Below are 25,748 nucleotides of genomic sequence, written 5' to 3'. Positions count from 1 at the left end.
GCGAACCTCTTCCCCTTCCCGCCGCCACTACCCTGCCGCGTGATGATGCCTTTTCCGGATTTCGTGCATCCCCATAATGACCGCGACCCACTCGTAGCCGTCGATCCAACCGGTATGTACCGCCAGTCGAAAAGCCGACGACTCGAACCAGCCGCTCACTTTCTGGAAAGAGACGACGAGCCCGCCTTTGGCGTCCCTGATCTCGTAGTCCCGCGAAAAAGCCGGGGAGGTGATCTCGAACGTGCCGACGCCGTAACGGTCGTATTCGAATCTCTTGGACATGAACGACATACGGTGCCTCAGCAGCCCGCATTCCCTGCCGCTCGCGTCCGTCACCGTCCACCTGTTGGACAGCAGCCGGAACTTGCCGGCGAACAGCGGCCTGCCGTCTCCGCCGAAGACGTCCAGCGCCGATCCGAACGCGCTGCGCAAATCGACGACCCCGACCGGCTCTCTGTATTCGTTCACGATTTCCGTTCTGCCGGCGTTAAAGAAGTTGTCCCGAAAATATAGAATCATTGCGAACACTCCCTCCATAAGCAAAATTGTAAGGGTTAAGCGCCCAGGTTACAAGAAACGTTGAAGCGGCCGAGTTCCGTCTGAAAACCGTTGTACAAAAATAGAGCCGCTTCGCAAGGCTCATTACAGCCTGCGAAACAGCTCCGTTACTACAGTTCGACCGTTAAGCCGTCATACGCCACTTCGATGCCGTGTGGCTCGAAAATCCCGCACAGGTCGGAGTGCGTCAGGCCGCCGTTGTGCGAAAAGTGGGTGACGACGACACGCGCGTCCGCGTTCAGCATGCCGTATTGCTCCATTCTGGCTTTCGCCTCCAGCACGGCGTCGACGTTCATGTGCGATTTCCAGTAGTCGACTTTGCCCATCGTGCATTCGAAAATGGCAAGATCCGGCTGCTTGTCCTTCAGCCACTCCCACGTTTCCTCGGGAAACTTGCCTGAGTCGTGGCCGTAAAAGATGTTCTTGCCGTTCTTCTCGATGTAATAGAGCAGGCACGTTTCGTTCGGATCGTGAGCGGCCAGCAGAGGGACGGCCGTTGCCGTCTGCATCTCCACCTTCGCGTACGGACGCAGCCGGTGAAGCTCGTAGAAGCCGCGAGCTCCCCCGTTCGTTTCGAACATCTGCCGGATCTTGGCCAGCGTAATGTCGTTCCCATACACGTGAATCGGGCGCTCCTGCGCCTGTGCGTATCCCGGAAATCTCGCGACGAGATCCTCCGCGTACAGATGGTCGGAATGGGAGTGCGTGAACAGCAAATCTTTGACCTGATCGAGGTCGATCCCGTCCCGGTGCATGTGCAGCAGCGTATCCGGCGGAAAATCGACCTTCAGGTCGTCGTCGATCATGACGGATGTGCGCGTGCGAATCTCTTTGCCCCCGAGCTTCTTCGCCTTCGCGCACAGCTCGCACCCGCAGAACAAAGACGGAATGCCTTCGAAAGCGGCGGTTCCCAGAAAACGGACATTCATGCTCTTCATCGCTCCCCATCGATAGAAGTGTCGGACCGATGTACTTTTGGCGGAACTCAAACATGACGTCGAGCTTGACCGATCTTAGCCGCGCCATCGCGTCGGACAGCAGACGGTCGACCGCCTCCGGCACGGAGCCGCAATCTCTTCCTTCGCCAAGAGTATACCTCATCTCCTCCGACAAGTTAAGGGAATCGACGAAACGATTCATTCATGAATTGAGCTGTCAAGCCGAACTAGTCTTAACATTGGATGCAGCTCGACACTTTATCGTTCATATGCCGTCTCGAATAGCAGGACGCCATAACTGCCGGCCGGGGAATCCACCTCGATCCGGTCGCCCCTGCGGGCAAGAAGCAAACGGCTGCCCAGCGGCGACAAGAAAGAGATGTGACCCAGGTCGGCGTCGATCTCGTGCGGCAGCACGATTTTGTACCGCTCTTCCGTTCCGTCGATTTCGTCGACGATCGTAGCGACCGAGCCGATCCATACGCAGGCGTCCGTTTCGCCGATAATATCTCCGCTCAAATAAGCTTGAATATGATCGCAGTACCCGGTTATCAGCTCATGAATCGCATCCCTCTTGGCCAGGTCGGGATACGCTTTTCTTAGCAGCTCGGACGATTCCTTATCGAAAAAAGCCAACTGCTCCAGCAAATGTTCGCGGAACGCCGCCTCGGAACTATGGCTCATACAGAGTTTCCCCCTCCTTGCCCGCAGATACGTACTCCGTCAGCAGCCTAAACAACGATTTCATAGACCGATTCCTCCTAATAAGAAAATAGACCCTCAAAAAGGGCCTTAACCGTATCATAGCAGATAATGCGTCGCCCTGCCTCGGAAAAAAACTGCGTTTGCCGCATCACTCGCCAGGGTCTCTTATAGCAGCTTGCAGCGTCAGTGGGAGACGTTACGGGATTCTATAGAACAACGCCGCTTGCCATAACGAAATGTTGCTTTCCCGTTCAAAAAAGCGTACATACGCTCGAAATCGGAGGTATACTGGGTGATAGAAGAGAGGGTCGGAGAGACGATCGTCCAGAAGAATTCCAGAAAGAAGAGGTCTCGATGAAACCGGACGTGCAATACAAGCTCCCTAAGACACTGCTCAACAAAGGAACCGGATTCTTGGGCGGATATACTCACTCACTGAACCCGTATACGGGCTGCGTTTTCGGCTGCTCCTACTGCTACGTGCGGCAAATGCCGGTGAACTTGTTCCGGGACGGCGAGTGGGGCGAATGGGTGGACGTGAAACGGGAGACGGACGCCCTTCTGCGCAAGGAGCTGCGCAGAGCGAAAGCGAAAGGTCCTGTGACGATCTTCATGTCGTCCAGTACGGACCCTTATCAGCCTATCGAGCATAAGGAAAGGGTGACGCGATCCTTGCTGGAGGTCCTGATCGAGGAATCCCCCGACTTTCTGCTCGTGCAGACGCGCAGCCCCCTTGTGACACGGGACGTCGACTTGCTCCGGCGCTTGGGCGACCGCGTGCGCGTCAGCATGACGATCGAGACCGACCGGGAGGACATCCGCAAAGCTTTCGCCCCGTTCGCTCCCCCGATCCCGGCCCGAATGAAGGCGCTGCGCGAGCTTTCCGAAGCCGGAATTCCGACCCAGGCGGCGGTCGCTCCAGTCCTGCCCAGCACCGAACGATTCCCGGAGCTGCTCGCCCAAGTTACGGACCGCGTCTGCGTGGACGACTACTTCATGGGCGACGGAAGCGGCGGCAAGCGCACGCGCACTTTGGGCCTCCAGACGCTGTACGACGAGCTGAACCTGACGGAATGGAACCGCCCGGCAGCCCACCTCATCGTCCTGGAAAGACTGAGCCGGGCGTTCCCCGCCGACCGGATCTTCGTCAGCCGGCAAGGGTTCGAACCTTAAGCCTTCGGTCCGAGCGCGAACAACTTCGTTCCCGCTACTTCCGAATTGTTTGCGCGCAACGAATTAGCCCCCCCAAGAATGGAGATACAGAGAGTAGGCGTCAGCCCTTCTGACCATCCCATTGTAGAGGCGGGACAAGATGACGAAACGACAACTGTACGCCTTGTCCCAACGAAAGCGCGACATCGAGCTTCGCCTGGGGGAAAGCTCCGATCTGGTTGCGCGGGAATGCCGCATCGGCCAAGAGTCGATCCCAGCCCTGTTGATGTGGATCGACAACCTCGTAGACAAACGGACGCTGCAGCTGACGACGCTCTCGCCCTTGCTTTCCTTGTCGGCCTTGCCGTCGCTCCCGGACGAACCGCCAGAATGCTTGGAAGAGCTGTGCCGTTCCGTCATCTCCGCCCCCGAGGCGAAAGTCGTCGGCACCGCGGACGAGGCGGTTCCGCTGCTCATGTGCGGCTGGACGCTGCTATTCCTGGAAGGCGCGTCGGGAATTGCCGTCATTCAAACCCAAGGCTTGGAAACCCGGGGCATCGAGGAAGCCCCTTCATCCACCGTCGTGCGCGGACCTCGCGACGGCTTCGTGGAATCGCTGGACGTGAACGTCTCGCTCGTGCGCCGCAGAATACGCAGCGAAAGCGTCCGCGTCGACAAGCTCGTGGTGGGCTCGGTTTCCCATACCCATGTCGCCATTCTCTATATCCACGACAGGGCAAAGCCCGAGATGGTCGAGGAAGTCAGGAAACGGATCGGAAAAGTGAGTATCGACGGCGTACTGGAATCCCAGTACATCGAGGAACTCATCAAAGACAGCCCGAGATCCTTCTTCCCTACCGTGTACAGCACGGAGAGGCCGGACGACGTTGCCGGCATTCTCATGGAAGGCCGCGTCGCCATCCTCGTGGACGGTTCGCCGTTCGCGCTTGCGTTGCCCTGCACGCTCGCTCACCTGCTCAAAACGACCGAGGATTTGTATTTGGCTTATCCCGTGGCGACGTTTATCCGCTGGCTGCGATACGTAGGGTTTATGATGAACCTGCTGCTGCCATCCGTTTACGTCGGAACGCTGACCTTCCATCCGGAGATGGTTCCGCCGCAGCTGCTCAGCAGCATTCTGACCGCGCGCGAAGGCGTGCCGTTCCCGGTGCTGATGGAAACGCTGCTAATGGAATTAACTTTTGAGGTGCTCCGGGAAGCCAGCGTACGAATGCCGCGCTCTATCGGCTCGGCAATCAGCATCGTCGGCGCGCTGGTCATCGGGGAATCGGCCGTGCAGGCGGGCATCATTTCCTCCCCTGCCATTATCGTCGTCGCGGCCACGGCGATCGCATCGTTCACGATCCCGTCCATCTCATTGTCCGGAACGGTGCGTATCCTGAGGTTCGGAATGGTGCTGCTTGCCTCGATGTTCGGACTGTACGGCATCATGATCGGTCTGTTCCTGCTCGGCATCCATCTGTCTTCGATCAAATCGCTGGGAATGCCGTATTTAGCCCCGTTCGCCCCATTCCGGAAAAAAGAGTTTTTAAGAATGATGTTTCGCATCCCTTGGTTCGTCTTGAACAAAAACCGAAAATAACAGAACCCAGCCGAAGGAGATGCAACCCATGAAGGCGGTCAAAGCCGGTATTTGCCTTATGGCGATTATGCTGATCAGCGGCTGCTGGGGGCAAATCAACTTCGATCAGCTTACCGTCGTTTCGGCGATCGGGCTTGATCCCGACAAGAACGGAATGGTTCGGGTTACGGTTCAATTGTCCAACCCGACCTTGCCGGTCGCAGCCGGGGGAGGAAGCCAGCAGCGCAGGCCGTTCGTCAACTACGACGCCGTCGGAATTACGATCCAGGAAGCGATTGAGCGCATTCAGCACCAGGCGAAGAAGAGCCTCTTTTTCCCGCAGACCAAAATCGTGCTGATCGGCGAGCGGCTCGCCCGCCGCGGGCTGGACGATCACCTGGATTATTTTTGGAGAGAAATGAACCAAAATCTGAATAGCTACGTGCTTGTCTCGAGGATGCCGGCGAGGCTAGCGCTGGATACGGCGATGGAGCTTGAAGCGGTTCCGGCGGACGAATGGAGGAAGTATCTGGAGGGCGATTGGAAACGGCCGCTTCAAGTGGACATCCAGATGTACCAGTTTCTCCCCCGATTAAACCAAATCGGCCATCAAGCCGTCAGCCCCGGCATCGGGCCCTTTAACAAAAGCGGCAAGAGCGAAATCATGGAGATCGGGGATACAGCCGTATTCAAGAACGATCGCATGGTCGGCTGGTTAAGCGGGGAAGAAAGCCAGATCGTCAACTGGCTGACGGACGCCAGCCACAGCGGCAGCATCCACACCGACCTCGCGAAGGAAGAAAGCGTAAGCTTCAGCCTGCACTCCATCCGCGCCCAAGTAACGCCGGTGCTAAGAAACGGGCAGCTTTCCATGAAAGTACGTGTCAAGGGGGAAGCGGAAGTACTGACCGCCACTGTGCCGCTTCACTATATCTTGGAGAATGCGATGCTCAGGGATGTGCTGAACCAACAGCTGGAAAGCGCGGTCGAGGAAACGATCGACAAAGTGTTTCGCCAATACGGAAGCGACGTAATCGGATTCGGGGAAGCCCTTCACAGAAGCATGCCGGCGGAATGGAGGAAACGCAAGATCAACTGGGAGAAGGAGCTTCGCAGCCTGGATACGGACATTTCCGTCTCCTTCCGGATCAGAAAATCGGGACTGCTCCATTAAGACCCCGTTTCCAACAAAGGAATGAGAGCATGCATAAGCAGCAAATATCGGAAAGCCAGTTTTTCTTTATCATTTTCGTTTCCATTGCGTCTCTTACCTTCTTCTCCGTGCCGTCCCAACTGATTCCCATGGTCAAGCAGGACCTGTGGCTGTCCATGTCTCTCGGCACCGCCATCGACGCCATCGTCGCCCTGCTGCTTTACCGACTCGGCCTGAAATACCCCGGCAAATCGCTCGTGCAATACTCGCGGGCGATTCTCGGACCTGCGGGCAATCTGCTCAGTCTGGTCGTGCTGCTTTTTTTCTTCGCCGTATGCGTAACGGCTATCTGGATTTACAGCGATTTCCTGTCCAGCTCGTTGCTCCCCGACACCCCGCTTGTCGCCTTCTCGGGGACGCTGACCCTGTGCTCGGGCTGGGCCGCGTCCAAAGGCATCGAATCGATCGCCCGGCTCAGCCAGATTCTCGGGACGATCATATTAATCTCAACGTTTATTCTATTCGCCACTTCCATTCCGGTCGTCGAGCTTCGCCATCTGCTGCCGCAGTTCGAGAACGGGGTCGGACCGGCCGTAATAGGAGCCATGTACCCCGGCAGCTGGTTCGGCATCTGCATTCTGATGGGCATGCTGATGCCCCATTTGTCGCGCCCCCGAAAGACGCTTAAGCTCAAAGTCAGCGCGGTGCTGCTCGGCGCGCTCGTCATGACCGGATATTTGCTGTACAGCATCGCGGTCATGGGCGCCCATATGGCCAGCCAGATGGAAAATCCGATCTTCGTCTTCACGCGAATTACCCGATTGCTTATATTCGAACGGATCGAGGTGCTGACGCTGCTGGTGTTCATCAGCGGCTCATTCATTACCTATGCTACGCTGTACTATGTGATGGCCCAAGGCTTCTCCGAGCTGTTCCGTACGAAAAGCTATAAACCGTGGGTCTATGCGTTGAGCCCGTTGTTCGTCGTTCTTCCCGTTCTGACCGTTACCCAAAAATTCGGACAGTGGCCCCCTTATCTGGATTTCTGGTTCCCTGTCGTCGCCTTATCCATCGAAGGAGGAGTCGCCTCGCTGCTGTACGTCGGTTCCTTCTTCCGCAAAACAAAGCGCTGATCGGGGGAAGCCCCCGACCGGCGCTTTGTCTCGGCTTCTATTGGCTTATTCGCCCATTACTTACTGGCCAGAAACTCGTCCAACTGGCGCTGAATTTCGGCGACGTACTCGTCGATTCCGGCATCCTTCAGCCGCTTGACCGCCTTCGGATACTCGACATCGAAGTCCACGAAGCCGGAACGGATCGCGGCGAACTGCTTGCCGGCGATTTCCCGCAAGGCCGTCTCGATGTTTTTCACCTTCTCGTTGTTGAAGCGGAAGCCGATCGACTCGGACAGAATCGCTTTTTCGTCCCAGGTCTTGTATTGGTCGATCGCTTCCTGCGACACGTCCGGCGCGAACAGCTGATAATTCTGGTTTCGGAACATCCATTCGTAGAAAAACTCGTCGGAAGTCAGCTTCTTGATTCTTCCGTCCGCGATCTCGTAATCCTGACCTTCGACTCCGTACAGGGCGAACAAATAGTTTTCCTGCGACGAATAGAGCCAGTTGATGAATTTCATCGCGCCTTCCGGATTCGGCGCGGTGACCGGGATACCGAGCACCTCGCCGCCCGTGGCGGTAATGTAGCGAGGTTTGTCGTCCGCCAGCAGGTACGATTTCAGCTCCGCTTCCGGAGCGTTTGCCTTGACCGAGTTGATGATTTCCATTTCCTTGCCGAGCGAACCTTCCACCCACAGGTAGAGACCGGTTTGCATGCGGGAATCCCGCTCGTTGTATTTGATCGTCAAATCTTCCGAATACAGCCCCGCTTGATACATCGAACGATTGAATTTCGCCACTTCCTGGAACGCCTTCGTCTCGAAGTAGCTGTAAGCTTTCTTGGTGTCTTCCCCGAATACGACCAAATCCTCCACCGCGACCCAGTTATACTGCTCGTCGGTGAAATACCGCGTCAGAGGCTTGAAAATAATGTCCGCAGGTCCTTTCATCTGCGGGAACTTCTCCTTCGCCTTGGTCGCGAATGCCTTCAGATCGTCCGGCGTATTCACGTCCGTCATGCCGACGGCGTCCAGAACGTCCTGGCGCAGCGCCACAAGCTGGTACATCGCGGACGACGGAGCGTAGGCGGAAGGAATGCCGTAGATTTGCCCTCCGATCTTCGCGCCTTGCAGCTGCTCCATCGGCAGCACCTTCAGCATGTCCTGGCCGTGCTTCTCGATCAGCTCGTCAAGCGGCTGGGCCTGCTTCTTGTTGACGATCGTCGACAGGTCCGGCAAACCGTCCCAGTACAGGTCGATCGGTTCGTTCGCGGCCAGCATAATGTCCTTCTGCTCCCAGTATTGCGACCAGGGGACGAACACGACTTCCAGCTGGATGCCGATGTCTTTGGCCAGCTTCTCGGCCAGCTCGTTGTCGATGAACTTCCCGAAGCGGTCCGTCTCTTCTCCCGGATACAGGAAGGTGACCTTCTCGAGCTTCCCTCCGCCCGACGCCTCCTCCTTCTTGCCGCTGCACGCCGCCGCCATGGATGCGATCAGCACCAAAATTACCGATAAGACAAGCATTTTTTTCAAATTCATGTCCATAACCCTCCTCGGTCTTTGTCCGTGCATCTATATAAAAGCCGTTACGGCTGGCACGCTATTCCTTGACCGCGCCGGTCATGATCCCTTTCACGAAATACTTCTGCACGAACGGGTACAGAAACAGGATCGGGCCGATCGTAATGATCGTGACCGCCATTTTGACCGTTTCAGCCGGGAGCGTGATGCTGCCGGAAGCGCCTGACGGAATTCGTCCGGAGCTGATCGCGTTGACGTTCGACAGAATGTTGTACAGGAAGTACTGCAGCGGGAACAAATCCCTGTCATTGATGAAAATGAGCGCGTGCCACCAATCGTTCCAGTATTGCAGCGCGTACATGAGCCCGACCGTCAGCAGCGCGGTTTTGCTCAGCGGAAGCGCGATTCTCCAGTAGATCGTAAAATGGTTGGCCCCGTCGACCTCCGCCGCTTCGTAGAGCGAAGGCGAGATATGCGCGAAATAGGTGCGAAGCAGGAACATGTTCCAGACGTTGAAGATCGAAGGCACGATCAGCGCCAGCATGCTGTTCTTCAAGCCGTAATAGTTGACGCTGACGATGTACCACGGAATGAGACCCGCGGAGAAAATGATCGTGAAATTGCAGATAAACGCGATCACATTGCGATACCTGAGCTTCTTGATCGATATCGCGTAAGCGACCATGCTCGTGAGCAGCAGAGCGCCCAGCGTGCCCGCGATCGTCACGACGATGGTGACGACGTAGGATCTGGCGATCCGGTCTCCGCTGTTGACGAAAATGTAACGGTAAGTGTCCAGGCTGAAATCCTGCGGAAAAATCGAGTACCCGCTGCGGGCGATCGCCTGCTCCGACGAGAAGGAGACGCTTAACGTCAGCAGAAGCGGGTACAGGCACAGCAGCGCAAACAGCGTAATGAACGCGTAGGCGAAGCCCGATACGAGCCTGTCTTGAAGACGTCCGTTGGCGTGCATCAGAACAGCCCCTCCCCGTCATTGACTTTCTTGGCGACACTGTTGGCCAGAGTGATCAAAATGAGGCCCATGACCGACTGGAACAGGCCGATCGCCGTCGAATACGAGAAGCCGAGCGTCCGCATCGATTGGTAGACGTACGTGTCGATGACGGTCACCTCGTCGATCAGCACCGGGTTGTTGCCGACGATGCCGTAGATCATGCCGAAATCCCCGTAGAAAATGCGTCCCACGCTCAGCAGCGTCAGCACGATGACGGTCGGCTTCAGCATCGGAACCGTCAATCGCATGATTTGCTGCAGCCGGTTGGCTCCGTCCACCTTTGCGGCCTCGTAAAGGCTGCCGTCGAAGTTGGACATCGCCGCCAGGTAGATGATGGAGTTATAGCCGCTCCACTTCCACACGTTCGCCAGAATGATGATTTCCTTCCAATACTTCGGCTCCGAATACCACCGGATCGGCTCGATCCCGAACCATGCGAGAATGCCGTTGGCGACGCCGACGTCCGTGGAGAAGATGCCGTAGATGATCGCGCCCACGACGACCCAGGAGATGAAGTACGGGAAAAACATCATGCTCTGGGTCAGCTTCTTGAACGCTTTGCCGCGAATCTCGTTCAGCAGGATGGCGATCGTGATCGGAAAGATAATGCCGAGAACGATGCCGAAGAAGTTGATGACCAGCGTATTGTAGGTCACCTTCCACCCCATGCTGCTGGTGAAGAAGTATTTGAAATTGTCCAGCCCGACGAACTTGCTGCCGAATATTCCGTCCACCACGTTAAAATCGGTGAAAGCCATCCATATTCCCGCGAACGGAACGTAGCAGAACATAATCAGAATGATCAGGCCCGGAATGCACATCAGGTACAGGATTTTGTGCCGCTTCAGCTCGTGGAGAGCGCCCTGACGGCTTTTTTTCGTTTCGGGCATTTCTCTTGCCGCAATCATTGTCCGTCTCCCCCTTCCTCGTCCGGCCTGCTGCTACGATAGCACGGCTTCGCGCAGCTCCAGCTTCAACCGGTCCACGTCCACGACGGTTCCGGTCTCTCTGGCTTTCTCCGCCGCGTACGCCATGATGTGGCTCTCGACCGATTTGTCGATGGACGATCTGCTGTCGCTGCCCCCTCGTTCCAACTCGTTCAGGAAATCATGGATCAGCCCCTCGTCCCCGCCGTTATGCCCCCCGGAGACGGACGCCGGGCGAATGACCCGATGCTCCACCGCTTCCGCCATGTTGGGCGAAAACCGGGTCACTTCGATCAGGTTCTGCGCATCGTCGCCGCGAATTTCCCCGTGCTCGCACATGATCTTGATCGTGCGGTGCATTTTGTTCGTGAACGCGCTCAGATGGAACGTCACCTTCACGCCGTTCTTGAATTCGATAATCGACACCTGATGGTCGCAGACGTCGTTGTCGTTGCGGAAGACGCATTGCCCGTACGGTCCGGTTTCCAGCGCCTTGAGCAGCCCTTCCTCCGATTGATCCTCGGACACGACCGTCGCCGGCCAGCCGCCCGCGATCGGCAAATACATTTTCCTGGCGTCGAACCGACAGCCGGCCGCAGCCGGGCAAGTCAGGCAGCGGTCCGTGCTGCCTTCCGGAGCGTTCTCCTCCTTGAAGAAGGTCAGCTCTCCGTAGGAAGAGATCCGCTTGGCTTCGCTATTCGCGAGCCAGGCTAGAATGTCCATGTCGTGGCACGATTTCTGCATGATCAGCGGACTGGACAGATCGCTCCTCCTCCAGTTGCCCCGTACGAACGAATGGGCCATATGGAAGTTGCCGATATTTTCGTTGTGCTGGATCGTCACGACTTTGCCCAGCTCGCCGCCGTCGATAATCCGCTTGAGTTCCGCGAAAAAATTCGTATAGCGAAGGACGTGGCATACGGTCACCTTGCGTCCCTTCTCGTTTGCCTTCTGCTGGATTTGCACGCATTCCAGCGGGCTGGGGGAGATCGGCTTCTCCAGCAAAATGTCGTAGCCCAGCTCGAGCGCCCGCATCGTCTGCTCATAGTGATCCCTGTCCATGGAAGAGACGATAACCGCATCCGCGATTTTGCCCTGCCGGAACAGCTCCTCAGCGGAAGCGTACTGCCGCTCCGCGGCAATGCCGAATTGCTCCGCGGCCGCCCGTCTCCTTCCTTCGTGCGGTTCTGCGACGGCGACGATCTCCGCGCGCCGGGAAGCGGACGAAGAATAGATCATGCCCCGCTGTCCCGCTCCGATTAAAACCAGTTTCAATGCCATCCCCTCCTGATGTCGCTGCCAAGCCGTCGGATCGATCATTGTTCCGTTTGCGGAGCCTGAGGATCTTCGAGCGGATAATAGCCTTCCGGATAATACGTATCCCATGCGTTGGCCAGCGGATCTCCATCGATCCGCTCGACGCTTACTTCTCCCGCGTCGTAGTAGCCTTCCGCATGATCCCCGCGAATGTTGAGCCGGATCGGCCGTCCCTCCTTATCGAACAACCCGATGCGTACGAAGTAGGCGTCCGCCGGCATGCCGGGCAGCTCCGCGATCTCGTTATGAACGATGTCTCCGACCGTCCATTCGCTCGTCCGCGCCTGCAACGGAATTTCATAGCTTTCGCCTCCGTCCCGGCGAACGAGCCGCAGCTTCAATTCCAGATCCTCGTAAACGGGAGACGTTCCGGTATTGACCAGCCACAGCCGGACGGGCAAGCTTCCTCCGCTTGCAACCGTGCTCGGGTAAGTGAATCTCCGCAGGCCGGCGTTCCAGCCCAGCCCGGCGTCCACGTTCGAGAGCGCCGCGTGCCAGCGCCTCGCTTCCCTGCGGACGTTCGGCCCGCACTCCGGATCGGCCACGTGCAGCAGCACCGGCTTGCGCTTCCATACCTCGCTCAGCCGCTGCCTTGCGAGGGCTTCGCAGCAGCTCAGCCAATTGTCTTCTCCGCAGACGATGCGCAGGCCGAATTCCCGGCCTTGCTCCCGCAGGTAGCGGATCAACCGTTCCTGCCGCAAATCCGCGAACAGGGTCGTTTTCCCGAAGGCTTCCATGTAGGCGTTCCATTGTTCCTCGCCGTCCGTCAGTGTCGTCATCAGAACTCCGTACAGACGTCCGTCCGAATCCGCGAGGCTTCCGATTTTCCGAACAAACTCGGAGTAGCTGTCCGCCGCTTCGTCTCCCGCCCAATCCGGCGCTTCCGCCGAGAGCGCAAGCACCGGCTTCTCCGCCGAACGGCTCGCTTCGAGCAGCGGTTCGAGGCGATATACTCCGCGCTCGGGCTCAAGCTCCTTCCAGGAGCCGCCGACGTAAGTGATCAGGCCTCCATGGATGTAAGCTTCTTCCGGCGGCTCCGGCCGGATTTTGACCGTCTTATACGGTTCGTAGTTTTCCAGCGAATATTTACCCATTAGCGTCCCTCCCCCGCAGATGGCTGTCGACGACTTGGCGGAACTGCTCCAAATCTTCCAAGGTCGTATACGGCATGCCGCCGATCGCGGGAATGTCCTCCTTCAAGACGATCATCCCGAGCGTATTGAATCTCGCCCCCGTCGCCATGTAGCCGGCCGCCGCTTGCTGCAGCGACGTCCGCAGCGGCACGTCGCCGCCGAGCGGATCGGCCGAGCGATCCCCGAACAGCTCGTAGCGAAGCATGCCGTCCCCATCGTCGATCGGATAGTTGTACAACTGCCGCTGCACCTGGACGATGCGGCTTTCGTCGGGGTCCAACACGAGCGACAGCCTCGAATCGTACAGCCAGCTCTCGCTCCAGAAGCCCTTGATCGGCATCTCCGGAAAATACTTGCCGTAAAATTCGATCGCCATCGCCATCGAATCTTTCAGCCGCTCCGGCGTATAGCCTGGACCGGAAGGAATATGCAGCGCCAGCAGCAGGTCGCCCTTCAGCAGCGCAGGCTCCCATTCCCGTTTGACGATGCGGATCGGCTCCCTCTCCACGAAGCCGAGCGGATTGATCCGGTTGGCTGTAATGCCGGTTTCATCCTCGTCCCATACGGAGACGAAACGTCCTTCCGCATCGAATACGCCGTTAATGCCGTCCCGTTGTCCGTCGGCCCGAAACGTCTCTCCGGCGTGCCGAAGCGCCGCGACCTTGTTCGTCTCCCTGTGCCTGAACATGGAGAATGCGCTTTCAAAGCGGTAAGGGATGAAGAGGAATCGATCGAGTCGGAAGATCGAGCATGTGTAAAAGTTCAGCGCCCACGGAAAGTCGTGCACGGCTGCATTGCCGGATGCGACGATTTTCTCAAGCTGCGTCTTGAGCGGCTGATGCGGGATGTTCTCGTAATCGGAGAGCGGCACGCCCCGGCGCTCCAGCTTCTCCATGGAAGGTCCGACGCAGGCCAGCAGCAGCAGGAAGGAGTACCATTGCCCGTGCAGCTTCATGCAGCCCGGCGTCATGACGTTGTAGGGAGCGGGATCGCAGTCGTTGCGCGCGGCGCACAGCGTCTTCACGAGAAACTTCGTGAAAGGAAACAGAACGCGGTCCCCCTCGATCTCCTCAAGCGCTTCCTCCATGCGTCCCCTCGCTTCGGCGGGAAGCTCGTACCGTTCCAGCAGCCGATTCAGAAATTCTCTCGGGATCAGCACGGCCTCCCGGTCCGTCTCCGCCACATAGGAGGCGTACCTCTCTTCCAGCCCCTCGGGCACATAGTCGAATTCGCAATAGGCAACGCATTCCCGGAAAGTCGGCTTCGTCATGCGCCCGCCCCCCTCTCCACGGTCAGCGCGCCCACCGGATAATAGCCGTTCCGGCAGCCTTCGATCGCAAGCCTGACGTTCCCGATCTCCTCTACGCCGGTCTCGATGCCGAGCTCCATCTCGTATTCCCCTGCGGGGAGATCGTCGGGAAGCTCAAGCTTCTCCTCCCACCAGATATCCCGATCCGGCAGCCACTCTCGAATGTCTTCCCGGCTGCGCAGCGTCACCGTCCGCCCTTGACCGACGAGCCGCACGACGAGCGGGTAACGGTTGTAGATCGGCGCCACGCCGACATTCGCCCACAGCCCTTCGATCTGAAGCTCCCCGCCCGCCTGCGCTTCGGAGTCGTAAGTCAACTTGCGCAGCTCGTACCGGTAGCCCATCTGGTTCACCCACCGCTCCACCTTGTCCTTCCAAGGTTCCGGAACGACCGTGCCTTTATTATTGAAGGAAGAAATATGCCACTTCAGCGATTCCTCGATAATGTAGTCGATGTCCCACCCTTGATGGTACCAATCGTTCATATGCCAGCAGGCCTCGAACAGCACCGGCCCTTTTTCCCAGGCGTCTCTCATATCGAAATTGACGATGTTTTGCGGGTAAAAGTCGGTCATGTGCGACCACTCCCGGCCGTGGAAGCCGCCCATGTCTCCGAGGCAATCGACTCGGAACCCGGCGCCGGCCTTGCTCGCCTTGACGATCATGACGGACTGCGGATCGTGCAGCAGCGCCTGAAGCGGAGTCGACCGGAATCCTTCCGCGTAGGCGTCGACGATGCGCCGAATGCCTTCCGGGTCCATAAACTCCGTGCCTCCGCCCTCTCCCCATGCTCCGACGATAGCCATGTCGACCGAACTGATGACGGGATGGCCGTCGAAGCGCGCGGCGAACGCCTGAATGAAGGCCGACCAGTATTCGGCATACGGCGTGCGATCCGGATCGACTTTCCAGAAAGGAAATTCCGGCGTCTCGGGCGCCTCCGACCGGAACCATCCCGGAATATCCTCGTCCTCGCGCAAGGCGTACGGAGAACAGCGCACGATCGCCGTGCATCCGAGCGACTTGGCCGTCTCAAGCTTCTCCTCTAGCAGCTCCCATCTATAGACGCCTTTTTCGGCCTCTATGTCCTTCCATCTCGCGCCGATGTACATCACTTTGCTGTCCGGATGGTTCCAAGTGCGGCTGTCTTCCGTAAACTTGAACTTCCCGACCCGCGTTCCCCGATTGTCGAAAACCTCCCCAAGCTCGTCCATTAACCCGGGAGCCGCCGTAAACCCGATTCCGGGATTGGCGATCATTCCATCCAGCTTATTCGGATGCACGGTTACGGCCTTTCTCATACGCGACCCCTCCCGACTCGAATTTCTGCGAATATCAACGTAACTAATATCAACGTAACTATACCCTTTTGTTACTTTATGTGGTACACTTGTTTAGTAATCTTTATGATGCAATTATATCACCGAATATCGATCTTGCAAGCCGTAATTTCAAGTTTTCGCTTACGAAATTTAGGTCTCATTTTTAGGTACATGTTCATAAAAACACCTGAACAAGCCACTTTCACGGCTTTCTCTCCGCTTTCGCGACAACCTTTTCGTCGAATCAACGCAACAAACGTAACAAATCAGATAAACGGATTTGACGTTTACGTAGATCTACGACTAAAAGGGTCGTGGTTTGCATAAAGGCATGCTAAAATGGAAACATACGTCACTTGACAAAGGAGATCGCCGTCATGAGTACCATTAGAGAGGTCGCCAAGCTAGCGAACGTATCGACCGCAACCGTCTCGCGGGTATTAAATAATGATACGACCTATAAAATTACGGAGGAAACACGTTCGCGGGTGCTGCAGGCGGTGAGCCAGTTGAACTACAAGATTGCGTCGAGCGCAAAGCGCGCCTCTCGGGAGTTGTCTAATACGAAGATCGGCTGCGTGCTGAGCGTCACGAAAAACAAATACAACGACCCGTATTTCATGTCGATCTTGTCCGGTGTGGAAGAGAGGCTGCTCGCCGAAGGGCTCGACGTCGCCTTCATTCGCACTGGAGCGGAGTTGGAGGAGAAACACATTTTGCTGAACACCTTCGGCGAACCGATTACCGGACTGATACTTATGGAAACGATGAACCACGATACGTACGAATTTTTGCGCAAAAAAGTGCCTTACATCGTCGGAATCGATACGGAGAGATGGGAAATTGACAACGTGGGGTACGATCATCACCATGTGGCGTCCATGGCCGTTCGCCATCTGATCGACAAAGGGCATACGAACATCGGTTACATCGGGGGAAGCGGGCATAAGGGGAACATTCGGGAGAGCCAGCGCTATCGGGGGTACTACTCCACCCTGCACGCCGCCGGACTGTCGGTGAACGAAAATTGGGTGATCGATTGCCAATGGGACGAAGTGACCTGCATCGACAAGGTCAATGCGCTGTGCAAGAGCGGCAACCTGCCGACCGCCTTCTTCGCGGCCAGCGACCTGATGGCGATGGCAGCCTTGAACAGCCTGTACGGCAACGGAATTTCCGTGCCCGACCGCGTCGCGGTCATCGGCTTGTCCAACATCGAGATGTCCAAATACTCCAACCCTCCGCTAACGACGATTCACGTCCCGACCAAGGAGATCGGCATCGTCGGCGTCGAACTTCTGCTGGAGCGGATCAAGGGAAGCACGATGCTTCCCAAGCGGGTCAGCCTGCCTGCGAGCCTGGTGGAGCGAAGTTCGACTTGATTCGTACCGAATGATTATCGATGAATGGATGGTCACGGGCATCTATCTCCCTCCGATGCTATACGATCCTGAAATTTTGATTGGATAGACCCATGACAGGGTCATTTCAGGACCGTATGAGGCAGTCTCCGGGAGATAGATGCCCATCCTTTTTTTCATCGATAATCTTGTACGACCTTACTTATGAGGACAGCCTCTGCATAGAGAGCCATTCCATCAGAGACACTTCCTTGCCGTCCGCGATGACCGGATTGCCGTCATAATCGAGACGGCAATCGTCGTTTAAAGCATAGATCCAGGCAAAATGCCCGTGGTACACGAACGGTTCCTCCCGTTCATCGTTAAATAAACCGTAGAGATCAACCACTCGATCGAACAGCGAGAAATGCACGTTCCTCGCTCCGGCCTTGGTCAATCGCTCATACGTCGGTATCGCCGTTTCTTCCGGCTTCACGACGGAATCGTCCTTGGAGTGCGTAAACCAGATCGGCATAGACTTGATCGCCTCGATGTCCGCATCGCTTACGGTTTCGTCGTACAGCGCCTCGCAAACCGGATACGCCGCCGCGAAGAAGTCGGGATAATCCAGCAACATCCGCATCGTCATGAATCCGCCGTTGGAGCAGCCGCCAATGTAGATGCGATTCGCGTCGATCGCCGCATCGTTGCGGGCGACGAACTCGTCGATCAGCGCTTTTAACGCCTTAACGTACCTGGACTTCCCCGACCTGCCGTACTGCCCGGAACCGTCGTCCATCCAGAAGGTTGGAACCTGCGGCGCCAGCACGAACGCTCCGCCGAATTTGTCCTGAATTTCTTCGCCGGCCAGATTGACGACTTTGTTGCCTGCGTAGGCCACCGTCGGATCCTGTCCGCCTTCCCCCGCCCCGTGCAGCCAAATGAGCAGAGGCCTTCTACCGCCTCCGGTCTGCGGCACGAAGTAGCCGTATTTCAACGGTTCCTCTCCATAAGAAGAAACGCCGTGCAGAAACTTCTCCGCCTGCTTCATCGTATCGCCCGCGCACCGGTCGAATACGAGTCCGGTCAGCGGCTCCGCCTCCATCGGGATCACGGCGGTCTGGGTAATCCGGTAGTCGCAGACGACGAATTCGTTCTGCCCGTTCGGAGCGGCCAGAGGCGAGATCACGTCGAACGGCCGAAGCTTCATCTCCAGCGTGACGAATTCCCCTTCCTCCCTGCGTTCCCCGCTCCGGGAGGACGGATAGGCGTCCTTCACGATGCCGTAGCCTTTGCTGGGCCGCTTCTCCTCCTGCTCCTCCCAGCTTTTCGGGAGCATAAGCGCCACTCCCTTCCCGTCCCTGCGCTCCACATAGACGCTAAAGCCTTCCGCCTTGACCGCATTCGCCTTCACGAGCGTACCGAGCGGAAGAACCAGCTTCGTATGGAAAGGTCCCAGATCGGTAATCTCCGTAATCGTGTAATAGATGCTGCCCATGCGCACTCCCCTCCCAGCGACGTCGTCTACTCCGTTTTCGTTAACCTAACGGCCATGTATTGCTTTCCGGGCAATTCGATGCGGAACGATCCTTCGTAAGTTCCTTCGAGCCGCTCGACCGTCATATTCCACGTATCTATGACATCGACGTTATACTTCGTGCCCGGCTTGCGGTTGAAGTTCCGGAACTTCGGCTGGTTAAAGCCGAAATAATACAAGTAATATTCGTCCTTCACTCCGGCGCAAGGCACGTCCCAATCCGACGGCAGCGGATTCAGTACGCCTCCGGGGCTTTCTTCCGTGATTTGGCGCAGGAAGGCGATGCGGTCCGGGCTCGTGCCGGACAATCGGCCGCCTTTGGACCACCAGAGCACCTCCTCTGAATTAAGGTAAGTCTCTCCATGCCCGACGTATCCGCCGCGAACCGCGCCTTCCCAGAAGCGCCGCGTCATTTCTTCCCCGGTAATGTTGCCCCAGCCCTGGTCGATGTCGCCCTCGTACGCGCATTCGTCGATCACGATCGGCTTTTGCCACTTCTCCCGCCATTCGGTCGTCGCTTCGGACGTCTTGTACACGTCGACCCGCTGAATGCTGCAATGCGTCACCCAAGGTTTGCTGAAATCGTAGAAGGCGAAGCAGTTATGATTGGAAATCAGATGGCCGGCAGGATCGTTCTCCGTCACGATTTGCGCGTAACGTTCCCAATCGTCCAGTTCCTTGTTCCACAGCAAATCGTACTCGTTCGCCAGCGACCACCAGACGTTGCGATACGCGGACAGCCGGGCGGTAATGTAACGCAGGTAACGGTCGTCGGCCGCCGGCCCCATTTCCGAGTAGCCCCAACGGTCGTAAGCATGGAACAGGATCAAGTCCGCCTCGATGCCGAGCCTGCCCAGGTCGGCGATCCGATTTTCCAGGTGGCGGAAAAAAGCCGGGTTGAAGCGGGTGTAATCCCACCCTTTCTCCAAGGAGCCTTCGAACGGATAATAGACGGGTTCATTGAAGTTGAACAGGTACGACTTCGGAAACACGCACATCCTCAATTTGTTAAACGGCGAAGCTTTCAGCGTCTCCAGCGTCTGCTCTTCCAGCTCCGCGCCCTGATGGGTCCAGGCGTAACACGTCGTGCCGACCGGATTATAGGAGGTGCCGTCCTCGTAAGCAAAATGAAACGTATCCTTCACGCGGACAGGGCCATAGTTGCCGGGAGACGGAGCCGCGACCCGGAAGGAGCCTTCAATCCCGTTCAAGGAGCGGGCGTTGCTCTCCGTACGGAAAGTCCACGCCCCCTGAGCGTCAGGCATGAAGCGGATGCGGTACACCCCTTCGCCGTCGTAAAATCCGCCCATGCGGACCGCTCTGTCCCCGTGCCGGAATTCGGCCGCCAAGGATACGTCCGTATAGGGGTTTCCGTGACTCGGACCGTGCAGCTCGATTTCGTAAATGCCCCACTGCTCGGCCTCCTCCGGCGACCGTAAGCTTGCGGATGCTTCGGGAACTTCGGCACGTTCGTATGCGGCGGACGGCACGACTTCCCGCTCCTGAGCCGGCTCTTCGGAATCCGCTGCCGCGCCAGCCAGCTCGGCCAGCGTCTCGGCGATCCAATCGGGCTGATCCAATTCCTCCTGACGAAACTTGTAGATCATTTCGAGAGTCATGCTCTTAAGGAGCGATAGAATGTGAGGCGGCGCCGAGAGCAAGTCCGGCAAGCGCCGGACCAGAATTTCCCGGGCCGCTTCGTTCCTGAGGATGATGCCGATGCGCGTCTTCTCGCTAAATGCCATATGGATGAGTCCCCTTCCTTTTCCGATGAAAAAGGCCGTCCCGTGAGTCGTCTAAGCTTGACTTACGGGACGGCTTTTTCTCTCCCCCCCATACACAGAGGAGCCAATTATTGCACGTTGTTCGCTTGGGCCCACTCGTCCAACTGCTTTTGCTTTTCGGCGACGATTTTGTCGAGACCGGCATCCTTCAGCTTGCGGACGAATTCGTCCAGCTTGGACGGGTCGATCGTGCCCGATTCCAGCCCGGCCTTGTATTGGTTGTTGACGTTGAGCACGGCGGCGACCTCCGTCTTCACCGGCGAGGAATCGAACGAGAAACCGAGCGCCTTGGAGAAGATCGCGTTCTTGTTGAATTCCTTCGTTTGTTCCCAGATATCCGGCGACGTGCCCTGCCAAACCTTGGTCAGGGCATTGTTGCCCACCTCCCATTGATTGAAGACATAGTTGCTGCCGCCTTCCGGCGCTTTGATCTGGCCGTTGCCAGCATCCACGTAGTGTTTGCCCTCCACGCCGTTGGCGATCAGGTTGGCGACGTCCTTGTCGGTATAGAGCAGGTTCAGCAATTGAGCGGCGCGATCGGCGTCCTGCGTGTTTTTCGGAATCGAGATCATGAATCCCGTACCGGAGTCGGAGGTCGAGATCGGCGGCACGATGCTCGCGGTTACCATTTCGCGTCCGTTAATCGTCGATTCCTGGGCCGCGAAGCCCGGCTTCATGTTGGACAGGTAGCTGAAGCCTTTGCCCGCTTTGATCAAGCTATTGTTGCCTTCCTGCGTCGTAGCCGCATCCGGCATGATATAACCGGCCTGATACCATTTGCGCGCCAATTGCAGAGCGTCTTTGTACAACTGGGTTTCATAGAGGTTAACGATCTTCAGGTCCTGGTTTTCGATGATTAGAACGCCTGGCGTATCTCCCAAGCTGTCGATGTGACCGCGAACGATTTCGGAGGCTACCGTCAAAGCCTGGGAACGCTGGACCAGCGGATAAACGCCGGGCTCGTTGTCCTTGATCTTCTGAAAAACCGAATCGAGATCCGCATACGTTTTCACGTTGTCGAACGACAAGTTGTATTTATCCATCAAGTCTTTGCGGGCGGAGATGCCGTGGTCGGCCGCCGTATCCCGAATACTCGGCACTCCGTACATTTGGCCGCCGATTTTGGTTGAGTTGAAGATCGCCGCTTCCATCGTATCCTGAATGGTCGGCGCGTGTTTAGCGATCAGGTCGTCGAGCGGAAGCAGCTGCCCTTTGGCTACCTGCGAGCTGTAGTTGAAGAAGGAGGACGTGACGAGCAGGTCGACCGGCTCGTTGCCGGCCAGCAGCAGGTTCACCTGCTGCGTCCAGGCGCCGATATCAATCGGCATCAGCTTGACCGTGGCGTTGATTTTGGCTTTCGTGATCTTGCTGATTTCTTCCTGAACAAGGCCGGCTTCCTTCATATTCCCGATCCCCATGAATGCAAGCGTAAGCTCCAATTCCTTGTCGTTGGACGAAGAGCCGGACGCGGTCGGAGCGGAGCCGGAGCTTTCGGGCGACCCGGAGGAGTTGCCCGCATTGTTGGAGCCGCCGCAAGCAGAGAGCAACAGACACAGGGCGAGCAGAGAGGCGAGCGGAAATGCGGCTTTCGATTTTCTTTGCATGAGATTTCCCCCTAGATAGAATTGAACGTGCAATCTATACCAACCGGACCCGAAGGCCGGAACTGGCCTGACGGAAAACTGACCTTTACTTGACCGCTCCGATGGTGAGGCCTTTGACGAAGTATTTCTGGAAGAACGGATAGATCAGGATGAGCGGCAAAATTCCTACGACGGCCATCGCCATGCGAACGGCGTTCATCGGCAGATTCACCGCCATGTTCTGTCCGCCAAGGTTGTTCTGCTGAAGGAACTGAATATTGACCAGCATCCGGTTGAGCAGGTTCTGAATGCTGAACAGCTGCGGCTCCGTAATGTAGATCAGTCCGTTAAACCAATCGTTCCAGTAGTTGATCGTCAGCATCAAGCCAATCGTCGCCAGAATGGGCAGCGACAGCGGCAAAATCATGCGGATGAAAATCTTGAATTCGGACGCTCCGTCGATGTACGCCGATTCGATGATTTGAACCGGAATGGAGTTGGCGAAGAACGTCCGGATGAGCAGAATGAAAAATCCGTTCGTCAGCAGCCCCGGAACGATCAGCGCCATCAGCGTGTTCTTCATGTGGAACACTTCCGTGTAGATCAGATAGGTCGGCACGAGACCGCCGTTGAACAGAAGCGTGAAGAACACCAGGAAGCTGAGAATGCCGCGCATCGGCAAGTCCCGCCGGGACAACGGATAGGCGAGCAGAGCGCTGATCAGCAGGCCAACGAAGGTGCCGACGAGCGTGATCAGGATAGTGACACCGTAAGAGTTGAACATCGCCGACTTTTGCGACCATAGGTACGTATAGGCTTCCAGGCTGAACTCCTTCGGCCAGAACGAATATCCGTTGTTCACGATCGACGATTCGGACGAAACCGACGACATGAAGAGCAGCACGAAAGGAATCAAGCAAAAGGCGGCGAGCAGGATGAATATCGCATGGACGGCGACCTGGTTCATATCGTTGGTTTTCATGAGCGTTTCCCCCCTTTCTGTTAGAACAAAGCGTTCTCCTTGTTGCGCCGGCTGACGATGTAGTTGGAGAGAAGCACGAGCACGAATCCGACGAGCGACTGGTAGAGTCCGGCCGCGGAGGACATTCCGATATCCCCGAGAGTCATCAAGCCGCGGTATACGTAAGTGTCGATGACGTCCGTCACCGGCTGAAGCGGACCGGAATTGAGCGGCACCTGGTAGAACAAACCGAAGTCGGAGTAGAAAATGCGGCCGATCGCGAGCAGGGTCATAATGGTAATCGTAGGCGCGATAAGCGGCACCGTAATGCTGCGGATTTGGTGCCATTTGCCGGCGCCGTCGATCGTGGCCGCCTCGTAATATTCGTGTTCGATTCCGACGATCGCGGCCAGGAAAATGACGCACAGATAGCCCGTAGCTTTCCACAGCTGAACGATTGTCAGAATATAGGGCCAATACTTCGGTTCGAAGTACCACGAGATCGGTTCCATGCCGAGCATTGGAAGCAGATTCAAGTTCAGGTAACCGCTCTCCGCGCTAAGCATCGACAGAACGAGATAACCGACGATGACCATCGAAATCAGGAACGGCAGCAGAATGACGCTCTGGTAGAAACGAGCCGCGAGCTTGTTTCTAACTTCGTTCAGCAGAATCGCGACCGAGATGGCGAACACCGTATTAAGAACGATGAACGATCCGTTGTACAGGATCGTGTTCCGGGTAATGACGAACGCATCCTTCGTCTTGAACAGATACTCGAAGTTTTTGAAGCCGATCCAGTCGCTGCCGAGAATGCCTTTCGCGTAGTTGATGTCCTTGAAGGCGATGACCACGCCAAACATCGGCAAATAGTTGTTCATGACGAGATAGGCGAGGCCCGGAATCATCATAAGAAACAGTGCCCGATAGCGCTTGAGCTTCTTGAACGTCGCAAACCATCCTGTTTTTGCCACTGCTGTCCCCTTCTTTCTTGCCTTTCGTTATGCTTTCATTCTAAAGCCCGCGAGGACAAGCCGCTTACCAAAAAACCGACTTCCGACTTTCAATATTCCGACTTCCCTTTCGAGAATGCGGCACAGACAGCCTGAGCGGACGGGATACCGGAAAAAGAGAAAGAACCGCCAACGGAACGAACTCCGTTCCTTGACGGTCCCCCTCTGCCCTTCCTAATGCCGCTGAGCCCGCTTGCGGTAGTCCACCGGGTTCATGCCGGTCGCCTTCTTGAAGATCGTCGAGAAATACGACAGATTCGAATATCCGGATGCGATCGCGATGTCGCTGACGGACTGGCCCGTCCCGGCGAGAAGCTCCTTCGCGTAATCGATTCTTGTCATCTGCAGGTAGTCCGAGAGCGACATGCCCGTCTCCTTCTTGAAAATCCGGGTCAAATAGTCCGGGTTCAGAAACACATGGCTCGCGACGGCTTCCCGGGACAAATCCTGCTCGCCGATCTGCTCCGAGATAAATCGTTTCGCTTTGTCCACGACGGACATATTCTCTTCGATGGAATGGATATGGTTCATCGCCACCTCGATCACGTAACGGGTCCACTCCTCCAGAGAGGAGAGCGAACGGAGCACGGATTCCGGCTTGTCCGTCAGCAGATTGTGCGCGAACACTTGATTGGCCTGCAGCCCCTTGGATTGCAAAACGAAAAACACCATTTGCAGGAAGTCTTGATAAAACGAATGAACGGTTTGCGCGTCTACGCCGCTGCCCGTTCCTTTCCAGGATTCCAGATAGAGCGCGACTTGGCCGATCAGCTTGTCGCGGGCTCCCTGCTTCATCCACTCGCCCCACTCAGCCAAAGGAGCCGGCTTCATCGGGCTTTCCGGCCTGCGCTTCTCGCCGAGAATAAACGTGCGGTTCACTTGCGTGACGTTGTTTTCGTCCAGCTCCTGCAATCTCCGCAGCATGTCCGTCAATTCGTGGAGAGCGGTCATGCCGCCGAAGTAACAGCTGAGATCGCAATACAAGTATTGATTGCAATTGCGAATGAACGCGTCTCCGTGCTCCCGGATTTGCGCCTCTTCGTCCGGCTGCTCCAGGGGCGCAACCATGAGCAGAGACCCATCGTCGACCGGAATGACGGCCGTTCCCGGAACCGACTTCATCACTTCCTCCAATACGTTGCGGATCGCGTACTCCATAATCCTCCGGTCCCGTTCGGACAGCTCCTTGTGCCATCTCTGCACGCGGATATACAAGGGCAGAAACCGGACGTCTTCGGAATACGATAATCCCGCCGCGTCCAGATGCTCCCGAACGGCAAGCGGGTTCGACGGGATTTTCCGGTGAATCAGATCCTGCCAGAACCTCTCCGCCACGACAGGACGATGGAACTCCCACAGCTTGCGGTAATGGTGATGGGTTTCCTCGAAGGAGCGCAGTTCCTTCTCCTTCTTCATTTTACCGAGCGCCTTCCCGATGACGGTTTCCAGTTCCGAATAATCGACCGGCTTGAGCAGGTAGTCGAAGCTGTCCAGTTGAATCGCCTGCTTCGCGAACGCAAAGTCGGAATGGCAGGTCAGAAAGATCGTCTCCGTCTCCGGAAAATGCGCCTTGACCCATGCGGCCAGCTCCAGACCGGAGCCTTGCGGCATCTCGATATCGCACACCATCAGATGGACCGGATGGTTCTGAAAAATCTCTTGGGCCTGCTTCATGCTAAACGCCGTATGGACGTCCCCGACATCCAGATGCCTCCAGTTTACCCCGGCCTGCAAGCCTCTAACCGCATGGATTTCATCGTCCACGATCAACGCATGATACAT

General features: G+C 56.8%; 21 protein-coding genes. 5 read left to right on the top strand and 16 right to left on the bottom strand.

Going from position 1 to position 25,748, the window contains the following annotated elements:
- Positions 1-27: 27 nt before the first annotated feature.
- From ACESLM_RS06180 to ACESLM_RS06170, 3 genes are all read right to left on the bottom strand, one after another.
- Entirely contained in the window at positions 28-519 is a 492-nt protein-coding gene (locus tag ACESLM_RS06180) for an LURP-one-related family protein (protein ID WP_372630691.1), read from the bottom strand.
- A 149-nt stretch (positions 520-668) separates the two neighbouring features.
- Positions 669-1,487, bottom strand: coding sequence for an MBL fold metallo-hydrolase (locus ACESLM_RS06175; protein WP_372630689.1), 819 nt, complete (start codon positions 1,485-1,487; stop codon positions 669-671).
- 267 nt (positions 1,488-1,754) lie between these two features.
- Complete coding sequence (locus ACESLM_RS06170; RefSeq protein WP_372630687.1) at positions 1,755-2,180, bottom strand: GreA/GreB family elongation factor; 426 nt, start codon at positions 2,178-2,180, stop codon at positions 1,755-1,757.
- Between the two features lie 375 nt (positions 2,181-2,555).
- Between ACESLM_RS06170 and ACESLM_RS06165 the strand changes: the two genes are divergently transcribed.
- The 4 genes from ACESLM_RS06165 (at position 2,556) to ACESLM_RS06150 (ending at position 7,221) form a co-directional block, all read left to right on the top strand.
- A complete protein-coding gene (locus ACESLM_RS06165; protein ID WP_372630686.1) occupies positions 2,556-3,374 on the top strand; it encodes an SPL family radical SAM protein in 819 nt (272 codons plus the stop codon).
- A gap of 139 nt (positions 3,375-3,513) precedes the next feature.
- Positions 3,514-4,956, top strand: coding sequence for a spore germination protein (locus ACESLM_RS06160; protein ID WP_372630684.1), 1,443 nt, complete (start codon positions 3,514-3,516; stop codon positions 4,954-4,956).
- A 28-nt stretch (positions 4,957-4,984) separates the two neighbouring features.
- Positions 4,985-6,109 (top strand): Ger(x)C family spore germination protein, encoded by a 1,125-nt coding sequence (locus tag ACESLM_RS06155; RefSeq protein WP_372630682.1) that lies wholly within the window; start codon positions 4,985-4,987, stop codon positions 6,107-6,109.
- Between the two features lie 29 nt (positions 6,110-6,138).
- On the top strand, positions 6,139-7,221 hold the full coding sequence (locus ACESLM_RS06150) for a GerAB/ArcD/ProY family transporter (RefSeq protein WP_372630681.1): 1,083 nt from the start codon (positions 6,139-6,141) through the stop codon (positions 7,219-7,221).
- Positions 7,222-7,277: 56 nt separating this feature from the next.
- Here the strand turns inward: ACESLM_RS06150 and ACESLM_RS06145 are convergent, their stop codons facing one another.
- The 7 genes from ACESLM_RS06145 to ACESLM_RS06115 form a co-directional block, all read right to left on the bottom strand.
- Complete coding sequence (locus tag ACESLM_RS06145) at positions 7,278-8,744, bottom strand: ABC transporter substrate-binding protein (protein ID WP_372630679.1); 1,467 nt, start codon at positions 8,742-8,744, stop codon at positions 7,278-7,280.
- A gap of 61 nt (positions 8,745-8,805) precedes the next feature.
- Positions 8,806-9,699, bottom strand: coding sequence for a carbohydrate ABC transporter permease (locus ACESLM_RS06140; RefSeq protein WP_372630677.1), 894 nt, complete (start codon positions 9,697-9,699; stop codon positions 8,806-8,808).
- Entirely contained in the window at positions 9,699-10,649 is a 951-nt protein-coding gene (locus ACESLM_RS06135) for an ABC transporter permease (protein WP_372630675.1), read from the bottom strand. Before ACESLM_RS06135 ends, ACESLM_RS06140 begins: the two co-directional genes overlap by 1 nt.
- 33 nt (positions 10,650-10,682) lie before the next feature.
- Positions 10,683-11,942 carry a Gfo/Idh/MocA family protein gene (locus tag ACESLM_RS06130; protein ID WP_372630674.1) on the bottom strand — a complete coding sequence of 420 codons (1,260 nt, stop codon included), beginning with the start codon at positions 11,940-11,942 and terminating at the stop codon, positions 10,683-10,685.
- Between the two features lie 41 nt (positions 11,943-11,983).
- Positions 11,984-13,078 carry a DUF4832 domain-containing protein gene (locus ACESLM_RS06125; protein WP_372630673.1) on the bottom strand — a complete coding sequence of 365 codons (1,095 nt, stop codon included), beginning with the start codon at positions 13,076-13,078 and terminating at the stop codon, positions 11,984-11,986.
- Entirely contained in the window at positions 13,071-14,387 is a 1,317-nt protein-coding gene (locus ACESLM_RS06120; RefSeq protein WP_372630671.1) for an acyltransferase domain-containing protein, read from the bottom strand. The genes ACESLM_RS06125 and ACESLM_RS06120 overlap by 8 nt, the downstream gene beginning before the upstream one ends.
- Entirely contained in the window at positions 14,384-15,727 is a 1,344-nt protein-coding gene (locus ACESLM_RS06115) for a DUF4832 domain-containing protein (RefSeq protein WP_372630669.1), read from the bottom strand. Before ACESLM_RS06115 ends, ACESLM_RS06120 begins: the two co-directional genes overlap by 4 nt.
- Before the next feature lie 398 nt (positions 15,728-16,125).
- Here ACESLM_RS06115 and ACESLM_RS06110 point away from each other — a divergent pair, with 398 nt between their 5' ends.
- Positions 16,126-17,130: a LacI family DNA-binding transcriptional regulator gene (locus ACESLM_RS06110; protein ID WP_372630668.1), complete on the top strand. Its 1,005-nt coding sequence runs from the start codon at positions 16,126-16,128 to the stop codon at positions 17,128-17,130.
- Between the two features lie 181 nt (positions 17,131-17,311).
- On the opposite strand, the gene ACESLM_RS06105 is transcribed toward ACESLM_RS06110, so the two are convergent.
- The 6 genes from ACESLM_RS06105 to ACESLM_RS06080 form a co-directional block, all read right to left on the bottom strand.
- On the bottom strand, positions 17,312-18,586 hold the full coding sequence (locus tag ACESLM_RS06105; RefSeq protein WP_372630665.1) for a prolyl oligopeptidase family serine peptidase: 1,275 nt from the start codon (positions 18,584-18,586) through the stop codon (positions 17,312-17,314).
- A 26-nt stretch (positions 18,587-18,612) separates the two neighbouring features.
- Positions 18,613-20,370, bottom strand: a complete 1,758-nt coding sequence (locus ACESLM_RS06100; RefSeq protein WP_372630663.1) for a DUF5605 domain-containing protein — start codon at positions 20,368-20,370, stop codon at positions 18,613-18,615.
- 107 nt (positions 20,371-20,477) lie between these two features.
- Entirely contained in the window at positions 20,478-22,013 is a 1,536-nt protein-coding gene (locus ACESLM_RS06095; protein WP_372630661.1) for an ABC transporter substrate-binding protein, read from the bottom strand.
- 85 nt (positions 22,014-22,098) lie between these two features.
- Entirely contained in the window at positions 22,099-22,974 is an 876-nt protein-coding gene (locus ACESLM_RS06090; RefSeq protein WP_372630659.1) for a carbohydrate ABC transporter permease, read from the bottom strand.
- Between the two features lie 20 nt (positions 22,975-22,994).
- Entirely contained in the window at positions 22,995-23,864 is an 870-nt protein-coding gene (locus tag ACESLM_RS06085) for an ABC transporter permease (RefSeq protein WP_372630729.1), read from the bottom strand.
- A 276-nt stretch (positions 23,865-24,140) separates the two neighbouring features.
- Positions 24,141-25,748 (bottom strand): response regulator transcription factor, encoded by a 1,608-nt coding sequence (locus ACESLM_RS06080; RefSeq protein ID WP_372630657.1) that lies wholly within the window; start codon positions 25,746-25,748, stop codon positions 24,141-24,143.

This window comes from Cohnella sp., assembly GCF_041641335.1.
Classification (GTDB): Bacteria; Bacillota; Bacilli; order Paenibacillales; family Paenibacillaceae; genus Cohnella.
The sequence above is the reverse complement of the archived record's forward strand: the minus strand, read 5'-3'. Positions and strand labels throughout refer to the sequence as shown.

What these genes read in the sequence shown, in the direction of transcription:
- ACESLM_RS06110 (WP_372630668.1), top strand. Translation starts at nt 16,126, where the DNA reads ATGAGTACCATTAGAGAGGTCGCCAAGCTAGCGAACGTATCGACCGCA.
- ACESLM_RS06170 (WP_372630687.1), bottom strand. Translation starts at nt 2,180, where the DNA reads ATGAGCCATAGTTCCGAGGCGGCGTTCCGCGAACATTTGCTGGAGCAG.
- ACESLM_RS06095 (WP_372630661.1), bottom strand. Translation starts at nt 22,013, where the DNA reads ATGCAAAGAAAATCGAAAGCCGCATTTCCGCTCGCCTCTCTGCTCGCC.
- ACESLM_RS06155 (WP_372630682.1), top strand. Translation starts at nt 4,985, where the DNA reads ATGAAGGCGGTCAAAGCCGGTATTTGCCTTATGGCGATTATGCTGATC.
- ACESLM_RS06145 (WP_372630679.1), bottom strand. Translation starts at nt 8,744, where the DNA reads ATGAATTTGAAAAAAATGCTTGTCTTATCGGTAATTTTGGTGCTGATC.
- ACESLM_RS06180 (WP_372630691.1), bottom strand. Translation starts at nt 519, where the DNA reads ATGATTCTATATTTTCGGGACAACTTCTTTAACGCCGGCAGAACGGAA.
- ACESLM_RS06140 (WP_372630677.1), bottom strand. Translation starts at nt 9,699, where the DNA reads ATGCACGCCAACGGACGTCTTCAAGACAGGCTCGTATCGGGCTTCGCC.
- ACESLM_RS06115 (WP_372630669.1), bottom strand. Translation starts at nt 15,727, where the DNA reads ATGAGAAAGGCCGTAACCGTGCATCCGAATAAGCTGGATGGAATGATC.
- ACESLM_RS06100 (WP_372630663.1), bottom strand. Translation starts at nt 20,370, where the DNA reads ATGGCATTTAGCGAGAAGACGCGCATCGGCATCATCCTCAGGAACGAA.
- ACESLM_RS06135 (WP_372630675.1), bottom strand. Translation starts at nt 10,649, where the DNA reads ATGATTGCGGCAAGAGAAATGCCCGAAACGAAAAAAAGCCGTCAGGGC.
- ACESLM_RS06150 (WP_372630681.1), top strand. Translation starts at nt 6,139, where the DNA reads ATGCATAAGCAGCAAATATCGGAAAGCCAGTTTTTCTTTATCATTTTC.
- ACESLM_RS06160 (WP_372630684.1), top strand. Translation starts at nt 3,514, where the DNA reads ATGACGAAACGACAACTGTACGCCTTGTCCCAACGAAAGCGCGACATC.
- ACESLM_RS06165 (WP_372630686.1), top strand. Translation starts at nt 2,556, where the DNA reads ATGAAACCGGACGTGCAATACAAGCTCCCTAAGACACTGCTCAACAAA.
- ACESLM_RS06105 (WP_372630665.1), bottom strand. Translation starts at nt 18,586, where the DNA reads ATGGGCAGCATCTATTACACGATTACGGAGATTACCGATCTGGGACCT.
- ACESLM_RS06120 (WP_372630671.1), bottom strand. Translation starts at nt 14,387, where the DNA reads ATGACGAAGCCGACTTTCCGGGAATGCGTTGCCTATTGCGAATTCGAC.
- ACESLM_RS06175 (WP_372630689.1), bottom strand. Translation starts at nt 1,487, where the DNA reads ATGAATGTCCGTTTTCTGGGAACCGCCGCTTTCGAAGGCATTCCGTCT.
- ACESLM_RS06090 (WP_372630659.1), bottom strand. Translation starts at nt 22,974, where the DNA reads ATGAAAACCAACGATATGAACCAGGTCGCCGTCCATGCGATATTCATC.
- ACESLM_RS06125 (WP_372630673.1), bottom strand. Translation starts at nt 13,078, where the DNA reads ATGGGTAAATATTCGCTGGAAAACTACGAACCGTATAAGACGGTCAAA.
- ACESLM_RS06080 (WP_372630657.1), bottom strand. Translation starts at nt 25,748, where the DNA reads ATGTATCATGCGTTGATCGTGGACGATGAAATCCATGCGGTTAGAGGC.
- ACESLM_RS06085 (WP_372630729.1), bottom strand. Translation starts at nt 23,864, where the DNA reads ATGATGATTCCGGGCCTCGCCTATCTCGTCATGAACAACTATTTGCCG.